This is a genomic window from Klebsiella sp. GN_Kp190 (assembly GCF_040061795.1).
Lineage (GTDB): Bacteria > Pseudomonadota > Gammaproteobacteria > Enterobacterales > Enterobacteriaceae > Klebsiella > Klebsiella michiganensis.
In genome coordinates, this window is sequence record NZ_JBEAFN010000007.1 from 128,437 (window position 1) to 140,271 (window position 11,835).

Genomic DNA, 11,835 nt, shown 5'->3' on the forward strand with positions numbered 1-11,835 from the left:
AGACGTGGCGATGACCCGGCAACGCCAGGCTGATTTGCTGCTCATAGCCGCGACGGTTATCGCCGCCTGCGGATGGATTTTTTCCCGTGAAGCGATTGCCGGCATGCCGGTTTTCGCTTTCCTCGGCCTGCGCTTTTTCTTCGCCGCGCTGCTGCTGCTGCCTTTCTGCCGCGGCCTTCGCGTCGAGAGGCAGCAGTGGCCGCGCATGATTATCAGCGGCCTGTGGTTTGCGCTAAACCTGTGCCTGTGGATCTACTCGGTATCAACGACCCCATCGCTGGGCGAAGGGGCGTTTATCATGAGCCTGTCGATGCTGTTCGTGCCGCTTACCGCATGGGTGATGATGAAGGTGCGGCCGGCGCGGGCCTACTGGGAGTGCCTGCCGATTGCGGTTGTCGGTCTCGGCTTACTCAGCCTGCATATGCCAATTGCGTTTCACCCCAGCCAGGGCTGGTTCCTGTTGACCGCGCTGGTGCAATCGATCTGGTTTTGCTACACCAGCAAAAGCGCCCGCGAGGTGCCGCTGATACCGCTGACCACCGTGCAGCTCGGCATTACCGGCATTGTCGGACTGGGGATCTCCGCCGCCGTTGAAAGCTGGACTCAGCCGTTTACCCTGCCGACCTTCGGCTGGCTGCTCGCCAGCATCGTTATCGCCACCAGCCTGCGCTTCGGCCTGCAAATGAAGGGGCAGAAGTACGCGGCGGTCGCCAGCGCGGCGATTATTATGGTGCTGGAACCGCTGCTGACGGTGATTGCCGCCGCGCTGTGGTACGGCGAACAGCTACCGCTGCAGAAAATTATCGGCGGCCTGCTGATCCTCGTCGCTCAGCTGTGGTTCCGCTGGCGGATGCTGAAGCCGCTACGCTAAACCGGTGCGCCGCTGCGCCATCAGATGCAGCAGCGGCACCAGCGATAGCCCGTCTGGCATCTCGCCGCGGGCGATCAGCTGGCCTATCTCTTCGAGGGTAAACCAGCCAGTTTCCATCACTTCATCCTGATCTTCATCCATTCCCACCCAAGTCAAATCGTGGGCCAGCCAGGTAATAAACAGCTGGTCGCTGCTGCCGTAGGAGGGGTTATAGCGGATAATTTCGTCGGCGCGCTGCGCCTGCCAGCCGGTCTCTTCCCGCAGCTCGCGCAGGGCCGCCGCGCGCGGGTCTTCGCCTTCATCGACGCCGCCGGAAGGAATCGCCCACACCACCCGATCGATCAGGTAACGGTAGTGGCGAATCAGCAGCACTTTGTCATCCTGCATCGCCACAATCCCCACCGCCGGGCGAGGATAGTGAATGGAGTAAAAATCCCGCCGATCGCCGGGCGCCATATCAATTCCGACCTTGCGCATGCTGAACCATGGGGTGTCTGCCAGAACCTCGACATCGTGCATATCGGCGGAGGTGAGTTTCTTTTTCATCGTAGCCACTGTTCCTCAAAGTTGAGCGTTCAGCACACCATAGCCGGGAGCCGATGGCAACCGTCGCAGATTGGCCCGATTTCATCGTTCATTGCCCAAACGCCCATATTGCGCCAGGCTTGTGGGACGTACGATGTTCAGCAGATAACCGCGAAGAGGAATGAACATCATGAAAATCACCCATGTGCGTAATGCTACCCAGCTTATTGAATATGCGGGTAAAAAGTTTCTGATTGACCCGATGCTTTCAGCCAAGGGCGCCTGGGCGGGCTTTGCCGGTACCGCGCGCAGCGAGTTGCGTAACCCGCTGGTGGAACTGCCTTTTTCCATCGAAACGATCGTTGACGTGGATGCCGTTATCGTCACCCACACTCATCAGGATCACTGGGACGAGGCGGCGATCGCCGCGATCCCCAAAACCCTGCCGGTTTACGTCCAGCATGACGCCGACGGACAGCTGCTGCGCGGCCAGGGCTTTCGCGATATTCGTCTGCTCTCTGAGGACAGCGCGTTTGCTGACGTTGCGCTGGTGAAAACCACCTCGGGCCAGCACGGCAGCGACCGCACTTATGCGGTGCCGGCAATGGCCGAGCGCCTGGGCGAAGCCTGCGGCGTGGTGCTGCGCCATCCGCAGGAGAAAACCCTGTGGCTGGTGGGGGACACTATCTGGCGCGATGCAGTGGAAGCCGACATGCTCAGGCTGCGCCCTGACGTGGTGGTGCTGAATGCAGGGTATGCGCACGTCATCGGTTTTGGGCCGATCATCATGGGCAAAGAGGATGTGCTGAAGGCGCACTTCGTCCTGCCGGAAGCCAAAATCGTCGCCAGCCATATGGACGCGGTGAACCACTGTCTGCTGAGCCGCGATGAGCTGCGCCAGTACGTGGCTGACAATCAGATTGCCGAAGCGGTCAGCATCCCGCAGGATGGGGAAAGCATGGTCTTTTAGAAGCGGAGCAGGCGATGAAACTCACGGAAGTGGCGATTGTGGCAGTGGACGGGTTTAGCCCCTTTCACTACTCGGTGCCCTGTATGCTGTTTGGCGATACGGTCTCGGAAACCAAACGCTTTAACCTGCATATTTGCGCCGAACGGCCGGGGTTGCTCAGCGCCCGCGACGGCTTCGCGCTGAACGCCAGCGGCGATTTTTCCCTCCTGGCGCAGGCGGATATCGTGGTGGTGCCTTACTGGGGGGCGGTGAATCAGCGCCCACCGCAGCCGCTGCTTGACGGCCTGGTTCGCGCGCGCAATAACGGCGCGCAGATCGTCGGCCTGTGCCTCGGGGCGTTTGTACTCGGCTACGCCGGGCTGCTGGACGACAGGCGCGCGGCGACCCACTGGGAGTTTGAGCAGGATTTTCAGCGCCTGTTTCCACAGGTGCGGCTGGATATCAACGCGCTGTACGTTGACGATGAGGGGATTATCACCTCGGCGGGCACCGCGGCGGCGCTCGACTGCTGCCTGTATCTCATTCGCCAGCGTTTTGGCAGCCTTGTCGCCAATCAGATCGCCCGGCGGATGATCGTCCCGCCGCACCGTGAGGGCGGCCAGGCGCAGTTTATCGCCCAGCCGGTACCCAAAAACACCCGCGACGCGCGGATAAACGGCCTGCTTGAGTATCTCCAGCAGCACATCCGCGAACCGCATAATCTCGACTCGTTGGCGCAGGTGGCGGCGATGAGCCGCCGGACCCTGACCCGCCATTTCGCCAAAGCGACCGGCATGGGCATCGCCGACTGGCTGGCCGCCGAGCGCCTGCGGCGCAGCCAGATCCTGCTGGAGGCCGGGGATTTACCGGTCGGGCAGGTGGCGGAGGAAGTGGGCTATCGCTCCGCCGTAACCTGGCGCCAGCAGTTTAAAGCGCGCTTTGGCGTCAGCCCGGCGGAGTGGCGGCGCACCTTTCGTCGCGGGGCTTAGCCGCCGAGCGTGGCGCTGTCGATGACGAAGCGGTATTTCACGTCGCCTTTAATCATCCGCTCCCAGGCCTCGTTAATCTGGTCGCCGCGAATCAGCTCTATATCGGCGACGATACCGTGCTCGGCGCAGAAATCGAGCATCTCCTGGGTTTCCGGGATGCCGCCGATCATCGACCCGGCAATTGACCGGCGGCGGAAGATCAGATTAAACACTTCCGGCGAGGGATGCGGCGTGGCGGGCGCGCCCACCAGCGTCATGGTGCCGTCGCGTTTGAGCAGGGTGGTGAAGGCATCGAGGTTATGCGGCGCCGCCACGGTGTTGAGTATGAAGTCGAAGCTCTTCAGGTGGGCGGCCATTTCGTTTTCGTTGCGCGAGACCACCACTTCGTCCGCGCCCAGCTCCCGCGCCGCGTCACGCTTGGATTCCGAGGTGGTAAAGGCCACCACGTGGGCGCCCATGGCGTGGGCCAACTTGATGCCCATATGCCCCAGCCCGCCAATGCCCACGATGCCGACTTTTTTGCCCGGCCCGACGTTCCAGTGGCGTAGCGGCGAGTAAGTTGTGATGCCCGCGCACAGCAGCGGCGCGACGGCGGCCAGCTGCTCTTTGGGATGGCGGACGCGCAGCACGTAGCGCTGATGCACAACGATCTGCTGGGAGTAACCGCCGAGCGTGTGGCCGGGCGCGTCCTGCGTCGGGCCGTTATAGGTGAGCACCATACGATCGCAATAGTTTTCCAGCCCGTCCCGACACTCCTCGCACTCTTTACAGCTGTCGACCATACAGCCGACGCCCACCAGATCGCCAACGGCGTGGCCGGAGACCCGGCTGCCTACGGCGGTCACCCGGCCGACGATTTCATGGCCCGGCACGCAGGGATAGAGCGTCCCTGCCCACTCGGAGCGGGCCTGGTGTACATCCGAGTGGCAGACGCCGCAATAATCAATGGCGATCTGCACATCGTCCGGCCCCGGTTCGCGGCGGGTTATGGCCATAGACCCCAACGGCTGGCTGGCCGAGTTCGTTCCAATAGCGTTGATCTGCATAGCAAAACCTCTTCTACATAACGGCGTTGAATAAAACGGAGGGGGGAGAGCGTTTTTTGAGCGGCAGGATCAAGCGTAGCCTGGTTGAGGCGCGATGGGTGGGGGAGAGCTCAAAGGGTTAAAGATGGGCTCACCCCCGTAAACGGAGTGCAGAAAATATCAGGGCGCGACGGGCGTCAGATAATCCAGCCGCAGCGGCCCGGCAAGCAGGCTATCCATCTGCGCAATAAAATCCTGGAAGTGCGGCAGGGCGATATGCGCGTCCAGCGCTTCCTGATTGCGCCAGGATTCGCGCATATAGAACGTATCCGGCGCATCGCGCAGCTGAAACAGGGCGTAATCGAGGTTGCCTGGCTCCTGACGCGTCGGCAGCAGCAGCGCCTGCAGGGCCTGACGCAGCGCGTCGCTGTGACCCGGTTTCGCCGTCAGCACCGCGAGAAGTGAAATCGCCTCGCCGCTCATCTTAAAAGCCCTCCAGCACGATTTTGCCCACCGAACGCCCGGTTTCCAGCTGCGCGTGCGCTTTTTGCAGGTTGGCGGCGGTGATGGCGCCGTAGTGCTCGCCGAGGGTGGTCTTAATGGTGTTGTCGTCAATCAGCGCCGCCACGCGGGTCAGCAGCTGATGCTGGGCGATCATGTCCGGCGTTGCGAACATCGAGCGGGTAAACATAAATTCCCAGTGCAGGGAGATGCTTTTCGCCTTCAGCGGCACCACGTCGAGGGTTTGCGGATCGTCGATGAGCGCCAGCTTGCCCTGCGGTGCGAGAGCGGCGATCAGCTGCGGATAGTGCTGGTCGGTATTGGTCAGGCTGGCGACGTGGGTCACCGCTTTGACGCCAATCCGCGCCAGCTCTTCGGCGAGCGGTTTGCTGTGATCGATAACATGATGCGCGCCCGCTTCCCGTACCCATTTCTGGCTTTCCGGACGCGAGGCGGTGCCAATGACCGTCATACCGGTGAGCTTGCTGGCGAGCTGGGTCAGTATCGAACCGACGCCGCCCGCCGCGCCGACGATCAGCAGCGTGTCACCCGCGTTGCCGCCTTCCTCTACGCCAAGACGGTGGAACAGCAGCTCCCAGGCGGTAATGGCGGTGAGCGGCAGCGCGGCGGCGGCGGCATTATCCAGCGAACGCGGTTTGCGGGCGACGATGCGCTCATCCACTAACTGAAACTCGCTGTTGCTGCCCGGACGGCCCAGCGCGCCGGCGTACCACACTTCATCTCCCGCGGCGAACAGCGTCACCGCGCTGCCGACGGCTTTCACCACGCCCACCGCGTCCCAACCCAGCACGCGCGGGGTATCGGCGTTAAACCCGGCGCGGACTTTGGTATCCACCGGGTTGACGGAAATAGCCTTCACTTCAACCAGCAGGTCATGTCCCTCGGCAACCGGCTGCGGCAGCTCGATGTCGGTTAAAAAAGGAATATTGCTGCCTTCTGCCGCCGCGCGGGTAATGGCGATCGCTTTCATACACTCTCCGGTTTTGAATAAGGTTCATCGTTTGAATGTATTGAGGATAGACCGCGGCACGCGGGGGAAAAATGGCCCGACGGCGATAACAGTTATATTGAAAAAGTGAAAATCAGCGGACGCGATAAAAATCGAGCATCACGCCGTCCTGCGTGCGGCCGCCGGAACAGATAAACAGCGAGGTGGTGAGCCAGCGCAGCGCAGGCGCATCCACTTCAAAAGTCGGTACGGTACGAAAATAGATATCTTCCGGCGGAATATCGCTAAAAAAGCGCATATCGTCGCCGAAAAGACGCTCTATGTACTCTTCGGGTAGGCGGCGAATGCCGTTGTTTTCGATGTATACGGTGCCTTCTTCCACGTGTAATGCATAGCGGGCGGAGAGGCGGCAGGTGCCGTCAGGTTCGACGATCTGGCTGTCGACGCCGCCGGGTAAGACGTGGCCGTTAAGCTCACCGCGTACGGTTCCGCTGAGGATTGGGATCAGCTGACGTTTCCCGCTCTGCGGGCTGCGGGAGACGATGACCGGTTTGTCTACCTGAATGGTGATAGAGAAGCTGTGTTCGAGTTCGGGTGTCATCATTGGTCTCCTTTCTAAGCCACGTTATCCCGTTAGTGTAAGGATTTAAAGATGAAGGGAATAACGCAAACATTGGATGGAAATGATTGGCTGGGGAGATGAAAGTGAACAAAAAACGGCCGCGATCGCGGCATTATTTGGCGTATTCTGCTGACATAATGCTTTCACACGGACGCGAGGAATAAAGATGAATACGCTATTTCTGATTGGCCCCGGCGGGGTGGGAAAAAGCACGGTTGGAGCGCTGCTGGCGCAGGCGATGAGCTACCGGTTTATCGATCTCGATAGCGAATTTTGCGAGCAGATTTTAAATATTCGCCAATATATTCAGCGCGATGGATACGAGCGCTATGTGCGTGAGAACGCCGCGCTATGCTCTCGCCTGCTGGCGGAGAATCCGCATGAAAAGCGATAGCCAACGGCAAGGATGACTTGCAGGCTGTAGTGAAGCCGGTTGCGGCTTACCTGGCGACGACCTTCCTGTTGAACTTGTAAGTAAGACTTACAGGTTGCGTTTTGATCAAGTTCTTCTTCTTCATAGATCGCTTTAATGTGCTGTGTAACTGCCTGGGGAGTGATCTGATAAAGATTTGCGATGGATGCCTGAGGGAGACAAAGCGTATCGCTTTCAAAGCGGCATTCTACGCGTACTTTCCCATCACCGCTGGCAAACATAACGAATTCACCTATTGGGGGCGAAGTTAAATGTTCATTTGCCATATAGCCTCCGGGTTAACCTGCTTTGGTTCGCATAGTATGTCAGAAGAGCATAAATTTCATTAGACGGACGATTAACCCGGCGTCATTTGGGAGCGGCTATCCAGAAGGCGAACATGTCCGGGCGTCAGACGAGATGAAGCGTGTTGTTGACGCTTTTAAAGGATTGCTGAATTTGCAGTAGCTCCGCTTTAAGCATTTCTTCCTTATCGCTCTGCGGCAGCAGCACAATACAGCCATCCATTACCTTAACCGTGAAGCGCTTTCCGGTATCGAACCCCGCTGCGCGTAACCACTTGCCGGAAAGGGTGAGACTTACGAGCTGGTTTAAAGAGCTGGCGAGAAGCGCTAAAAGCGAAAGGTATTGAACCGAAAGGCTGATTTTCTGGATAAGTTCACATGGATAAAAATGATTGAACTGGCGGAAGATCACAGGAGTTGAACCTGCCCGGGACCGCTGGCGGCCCCAACTGGATTTGAAGTCCAGCCACCTCACCGGAGATGACGATCTTCCGCGCCTCGATTGCTACATGGAGGCTGGGCGCATTATAGCTACTTTCCTGCATTAACCACATACCCAAACGCACTTTTTTACTGTTAAAACTGGACTTTACAGAACCTTCTTAAACAATTCCTTGCAAAATCCGTGGCTTACACTTTTATACACTCTTTCAGGCTACCGGGATCACATAAAACAAGAAACGTAATTTGATTATGAGATATCGCAATTCATCTTACTGCGCGGATGGGTTACAAAGCATGTAACCGGTACCAACCCGCGGCAGCGCTGAGAGAAGAGTGTGCGATGAAAGATCATATTTTGTCCGTCAAAGAGAAGATTGGCTACGGCATGGGCGATGCCGCAAGCCATATCATTTTTGATAACGTCATGTTGTATATGATGTTTTTCTATACCGATATCTTTGGTATTCCTGCAGGCTATGTCGGTACCATGTTCCTGCTGGCCCGCGCGCTGGATGCGATATCCGACCCCTGCATGGGGCTGCTGGCCGACCGTACCCGCAGCCGCTGGGGAAAATTCCGCCCGTGGATCCTGTTCGGCGCGATTCCGTTCGGCCTCGTCTGCGTGCTGGCCTACAGCTCGCCGGACCTGAGTCATAACGGCAAGCTGATTTACGCCGCGGTCACCTACACGCTGCTGACCCTGCTCTACACCGTGGTCAACATCCCGTACTGCGCGCTGGGCGGGGTCATCACCGACAACCCAACGCAGCGTATCTCCCTGCAGTCCTGGCGCTTTGTGCTGGCGACGGCGGGCGGCATGCTCTCCACCGTCCTGATGATGCCGCTGGTGAACTTTATCGGCGGCGAAGACAAAGCCTTTGGCTTTCAGGGCGGCATCGCGGTGCTGTCGGCGATCGCTTTCCTGATGCTGGCGTTTTGCTTCTTCACCACCAAAGAGCGCGTCGAAGCGCCGCCGAGCTCTACCTCAATGCGGGAAGACCTGCGCGATATCTGGCGCAACGATCAGTGGCGTGTCGTTGGTCTGCTGACCATCCTCAACATCCTCGCGGTCTGCGTTCGCGGCGGCGCGATGATGTATTACACCACCTGGATCATGGGGTCCGCGGGTCTGTTCACCGCCTTCCTCACCACCTACTGCGTCGGCAACCTGATTGGCTCGGCGCTGGCGAAGCCGCTCACCGACTGGAAATGCAAAGTCAGCGTCTTCTGGTGGACTAACGCCCTGCTGGCGGCGCTGAGCGTAGTGATGTTCTTCGTGCCGATGGACGCCGAAATCACCATGTTCGCCTTTATCTTCGTGATTGGCGTGCTGCACCAGCTGGTGACGCCGATTCAGTGGGTGATGATGTCCGACACCGTCGACTACGGCGAATGGTGTAACGGCAAACGCCTGACCGGTATCAGCTTTGCGGGCACCCTGTTCGTGCTCAAGCTGGGCCTGGCGCTGGGCGGCGCGCTGATTGGCTGGATGCTGGCGGGCGGCGGTTACGATGCCGCGGCCAAAACCCAGAACAGCGCCACTATCACCATCATCATCTCATTGTTCACCCTCGCTCCGGCGGTCTGTTATCTGCTGAGCGCGGTTATCGCGAAACGCTACTACACCCTGAAAACCCCGTTCCTGAAAAAGATGATGGCGGAGCTGGCTCAGGGCGCGCGCCGCAACGAACACGACTTCACTTCAGCGCCGACAGGCAAAGAATTGCAAAACTAAGAGGAAGCTATTCATGAAAATCAGTGATGGAAACTGGCTTATTCAACCAGGGCTCAATCTGATCCAACCCGTACAGGTGTACGAGGTTGAGCAACAGGGCAACGACATGGTGGTCTACGTCGCGTCGCGCGAAGTGCGCGAGCGTGCCGCCCAGCTGGACGTTCCGCTCTTTACCGTGCGCTTCTTCTCTCCGCAGGAAGGGGTGATCGGCGTACGCATGGAGCACTTCCAGGGCGCGCTGAACAACGGCCCACACTATCCGCTGAACGTGCTGAAAGACGTCAAGGTGGAGATTAACAACGGCGCTGAGTATGCCGAGCTGAAGAGCGGCAATTTGACCGCGCGCGTCACGAAAGGCGACTTCTGGTCGCTGGATTTCCTGCGCGACGGCGTGCGGATTACCGGTAGCCAGCTGAAAAACGATGGCTACGTGCAGGATACGAAAACGCATCGTAACTATATGTTTGAGCGCCTGGATCTCGGCGTCGGCGACACCGTTTACGGCCTCGGCGAGCGCTTTACCGCGCTGGTGCGCAACGGCCAGACGGTCGACACCTGGAACGAAGACGGCGGCACCAGCACCGAACAGTCGTACAAAAATATCCCGTTCTATCTGACCAACCGCGGCTACGGCGTGCTGGTGAATCATCCTGAGCGCGTCTCTTTCGAAATCGGCTCCGAGAAAGTCTCTAAGGTGCAGTTCAGCGTCGAAGGTGAATACCTGGAGTACTTCGTTATCGACGGCCCGACCCCGAAAGAGGTGCTGAACCGCTATACCCGGTTTACCGGGCGTCCGGCGCTGCCGCCGGCCTGGTCTTTCGGCCTGTGGCTGACCACCTCGTTCACTACCAACTACGATGAAGCGACGGTTAACAGCTTTATCGACGGCATGGCGGAGCGCAACCTGCCGCTGCACGTGTTCCACTTTGACTGCTTCTGGATGAAGGCTTTCCAGTGGTGCGATTTTGAATGGGATCCGGTGACCTTCCCTGACCCGGAAGGCATGATTAAGCGCCTGAAAGAGAAAGGGCTGAAGGTCTGCGTGTGGATTAACCCCTATATCGGCCAGCGTTCGCCGGTGTTTAAAGAGCTGCAGGAGAAAGGCTATCTGCTGAAACGCCCGGACGGTTCGCTGTGGCAGTGGGATAAATGGCAGCCGGGCCTGGCGATTTATGACTTCACTAATCCGCAAGCCTGCCAGTGGTATGCCGACAAGCTGAAAGGCCTGGTAGCGATGGGCGTTGACTGCTTCAAGACCGACTTCGGCGAGCGTATCCCGACCGACGTGCAGTGGTTTGATGGTTCCGATCCGCAAAAAATGCACAACCACTACGCCTTCATCTATAACGAGCTGGTGTGGAACGTACTGAAAGAGACCGTCGGCGAGAAAGAAGCGGTGCTGTTCGCGCGCTCCGCCTCGGTGGGCGCACAGCAGTTCCCGGTGCACTGGGGCGGCGACTGCTACGCCAACTATGAATCGATGGCGGAAAGCCTGCGCGGCGGCCTGTCGATCGGCATGTCCGGCTTTGGGTTCTGGAGCCACGATATCGGCGGCTTCGAAAACACCGCGCCCGCCCACGTCTACAAGCGCTGGTGCGCCTTCGGCCTGCTGTCGAGCCACAGCCGTCTGCACGGCAGCAAATCCTATCGCGTGCCGTGGGCCTACGATGACGAGTCCTGCGATGTGGTGCGCCACTTCACGCAGCTGAAATGCCGCATGATGCCGTATCTGTACCGTCAGGCGGCGCTGGCCAATGAGTTCGGTACGCCGATGCTGCGTTCGATGATGCTGGAGTTCCCGCACGACCCGGCCTGCGACTATCTGGATCGGCAGTACATGCTGGGGGATTCCGTGCTGGTGGCGCCGGTGTTTAGCGAAGCGGGAGACGTCCAGTTCTGGCTGCCGGAAGGTCGATGGACCCATCTGTGGCACAACGATGAAGCGCAGGGTAGCCGCTGGCATAAGCAGAATCACGATGTGCTGAGCCTGCCGGTGTACGTGCGTGACAACACTCTGCTGGCGCTGGGAAACAATGATCAGAAGCCAGACTACGCGTGGAACGAAGGTACCGCCTTCCAGCTGTTTAGCCTCGACGATGGTCGCGAAGCCGTCTGTCAGGTGCCGGCCGCGGACGGGTCGGTGGTCTTTACCCTGATGGCGAAACGCCAGGGCAACGTCATCACCGTCAGCGGTGACGGCGAGGCCCGCGGCTGGACGCTGTGCCTGCGCAACATCCAGCAGGTGGCGGGCGTGCAGGGCGGGACTCAGGCGGGTAGCGAGCTGGGCGTGGTGGTGACCGCGCAGGGCAATGCGTTGACGATTACGCTGTAAGCGCTTTGGAGCCGGACAGGCGCATCAGGCGCCGCCTCCGGGGAAGGTGCCAAACCTGATGCATCAGCGCAGCTGCTTCCCGGCTCGCGCTGCGCTTAGTCGGGCTACAGGTTTCCAGCCGTCTGCACGCCGTAGCCCGGACAAGGCGCGTCAAG

The 11,835-nt window shown here is 59.2% G+C and carries 12 protein-coding genes, 1 tRNA gene and 1 pseudogene; 6 read left to right on the top strand and 8 right to left on the bottom strand.

Annotated features, from left to right (window positions below; genetic code table 11):
• The first annotated feature begins 10 nt into the window (after positions 1-10).
• Positions 11-871 (top strand): DMT family transporter, encoded by an 861-nt coding sequence (locus ABLU67_RS05520; protein ID WP_186006225.1) that lies wholly within the window; start codon positions 11-13, stop codon positions 869-871.
• Here the strand turns inward: ABLU67_RS05520 and ABLU67_RS05525 are convergent.
• Entirely contained in the window at positions 863-1,417 is a 555-nt protein-coding gene (locus ABLU67_RS05525; RefSeq protein WP_025107597.1) for an NUDIX hydrolase, read from the bottom strand. The two genes, ABLU67_RS05520 and ABLU67_RS05525, sit on opposite strands and share 9 nt — an antisense overlap.
• A gap of 169 nt (positions 1,418-1,586) precedes the next feature.
• Between ABLU67_RS05525 and ABLU67_RS05530 the strand changes: the two genes are divergently transcribed.
• Together ABLU67_RS05530 and ABLU67_RS05535 are read left to right on the top strand one after the other, a co-directional pair.
• Positions 1,587-2,366, top strand: a complete 780-nt coding sequence (locus ABLU67_RS05530; RefSeq protein ID WP_148849640.1) for an MBL fold metallo-hydrolase — start codon at positions 1,587-1,589, stop codon at positions 2,364-2,366.
• 14 nt (positions 2,367-2,380) lie between these two features.
• A complete protein-coding gene (locus ABLU67_RS05535; protein WP_032751845.1) occupies positions 2,381-3,334 on the top strand; it encodes a helix-turn-helix domain-containing protein in 954 nt (317 codons plus the stop codon).
• Here the strand turns inward: ABLU67_RS05535 and ABLU67_RS05540 are convergent.
• From ABLU67_RS05540 to ABLU67_RS05555, 4 genes are all read right to left on the bottom strand, one after another.
• Complete coding sequence (locus ABLU67_RS05540) at positions 3,331-4,380, bottom strand: NAD(P)-dependent alcohol dehydrogenase (RefSeq protein WP_014227281.1); 1,050 nt, start codon at positions 4,378-4,380, stop codon at positions 3,331-3,333. The two genes, ABLU67_RS05535 and ABLU67_RS05540, sit on opposite strands and share 4 nt — an antisense overlap.
• A 159-nt stretch (positions 4,381-4,539) precedes the next feature.
• Positions 4,540-4,842, bottom strand: a complete 303-nt coding sequence (locus ABLU67_RS05545; protein WP_004855548.1) for a putative quinol monooxygenase — start codon at positions 4,840-4,842, stop codon at positions 4,540-4,542.
• 1 nt (position 4,843) lies between these two features.
• Positions 4,844-5,851 (bottom strand): zinc-binding alcohol dehydrogenase family protein, encoded by a 1,008-nt coding sequence (locus ABLU67_RS05550; protein ID WP_032695124.1) that lies wholly within the window; start codon positions 5,849-5,851, stop codon positions 4,844-4,846.
• 112 nt (positions 5,852-5,963) lie between these two features.
• Positions 5,964-6,431 carry a DUF3237 domain-containing protein gene (locus tag ABLU67_RS05555; protein WP_285925242.1) on the bottom strand — a complete coding sequence of 156 codons (468 nt, stop codon included), beginning with the start codon at positions 6,429-6,431 and terminating at the stop codon, positions 5,964-5,966.
• 187 nt (positions 6,432-6,618) lie between these two features.
• Here ABLU67_RS05555 and ABLU67_RS05560 point away from each other — a divergent pair, with 187 nt between their 5' ends.
• Complete coding sequence (locus ABLU67_RS05560; protein ID WP_224262165.1) at positions 6,619-6,846, top strand: shikimate kinase; 228 nt, start codon at positions 6,619-6,621, stop codon at positions 6,844-6,846.
• Here ABLU67_RS05560 and ABLU67_RS05565 read toward each other — a convergent pair.
• The 3 genes and pseudogenes from ABLU67_RS05565 to ABLU67_RS05575 all read right to left on the bottom strand — a co-directional run.
• Positions 6,840-7,151: pseudogene (locus ABLU67_RS05565) on the bottom strand (virulence protein); the annotation flags it as partial. The gene ABLU67_RS05560 and the pseudogene ABLU67_RS05565 sit on opposite strands and share 7 nt — an antisense overlap.
• A 124-nt stretch (positions 7,152-7,275) precedes the next feature.
• Complete coding sequence (locus ABLU67_RS05570) at positions 7,276-7,581, bottom strand: SymE family type I addiction module toxin (protein WP_224243645.1); 306 nt, start codon at positions 7,579-7,581, stop codon at positions 7,276-7,278.
• A tRNA-Sec gene (locus ABLU67_RS05575) sits at positions 7,568-7,662 on the bottom strand. The genes ABLU67_RS05570 and ABLU67_RS05575 overlap by 14 nt, the downstream gene beginning before the upstream one ends.
• Positions 7,663-7,953: 291 nt before the next feature.
• On the opposite strand from ABLU67_RS05575, the gene ABLU67_RS05580 reads away from it, so the two are divergent.
• Together ABLU67_RS05580 and yicI are read left to right on the top strand one after the other, a co-directional pair.
• Complete coding sequence (locus ABLU67_RS05580) at positions 7,954-9,348, top strand: glycoside-pentoside-hexuronide family transporter (RefSeq protein ID WP_025107606.1); 1,395 nt, start codon at positions 7,954-7,956, stop codon at positions 9,346-9,348.
• Positions 9,349-9,361: 13 nt separating this feature from the next.
• Positions 9,362-11,680, top strand: a complete 2,319-nt coding sequence (yicI, locus tag ABLU67_RS05585) for an alpha-xylosidase (protein ID WP_064357622.1) — start codon at positions 9,362-9,364, stop codon at positions 11,678-11,680.
• Positions 11,681-11,835 lie beyond the last annotated feature (155 nt).

What these genes read in the sequence shown, in the direction of transcription:
- yicI (WP_064357622.1), top strand. Translation starts at nt 9,362, where the DNA reads ATGAAAATCAGTGATGGAAACTGGCTTATTCAACCAGGGCTCAATCTG.
- ABLU67_RS05520 (WP_186006225.1), top strand. Translation starts at nt 11, where the DNA reads ATGACCCGGCAACGCCAGGCTGATTTGCTGCTCATAGCCGCGACGGTT.
- ABLU67_RS05530 (WP_148849640.1), top strand. Translation starts at nt 1,587, where the DNA reads ATGAAAATCACCCATGTGCGTAATGCTACCCAGCTTATTGAATATGCG.
- ABLU67_RS05580 (WP_025107606.1), top strand. Translation starts at nt 7,954, where the DNA reads ATGAAAGATCATATTTTGTCCGTCAAAGAGAAGATTGGCTACGGCATG.
- ABLU67_RS05550 (WP_032695124.1), bottom strand. Translation starts at nt 5,851, where the DNA reads ATGAAAGCGATCGCCATTACCCGCGCGGCGGCAGAAGGCAGCAATATT.
- ABLU67_RS05560 (WP_224262165.1), top strand. Translation starts at nt 6,619, where the DNA reads ATGAATACGCTATTTCTGATTGGCCCCGGCGGGGTGGGAAAAAGCACG.
- ABLU67_RS05525 (WP_025107597.1), bottom strand. Translation starts at nt 1,417, where the DNA reads ATGAAAAAGAAACTCACCTCCGCCGATATGCACGATGTCGAGGTTCTG.
- ABLU67_RS05535 (WP_032751845.1), top strand. Translation starts at nt 2,381, where the DNA reads ATGAAACTCACGGAAGTGGCGATTGTGGCAGTGGACGGGTTTAGCCCC.
- ABLU67_RS05555 (WP_285925242.1), bottom strand. Translation starts at nt 6,431, where the DNA reads ATGACACCCGAACTCGAACACAGCTTCTCTATCACCATTCAGGTAGAC.
- ABLU67_RS05545 (WP_004855548.1), bottom strand. Translation starts at nt 4,842, where the DNA reads ATGAGCGGCGAGGCGATTTCACTTCTCGCGGTGCTGACGGCGAAACCG.
- ABLU67_RS05540 (WP_014227281.1), bottom strand. Translation starts at nt 4,380, where the DNA reads ATGCAGATCAACGCTATTGGAACGAACTCGGCCAGCCAGCCGTTGGGG.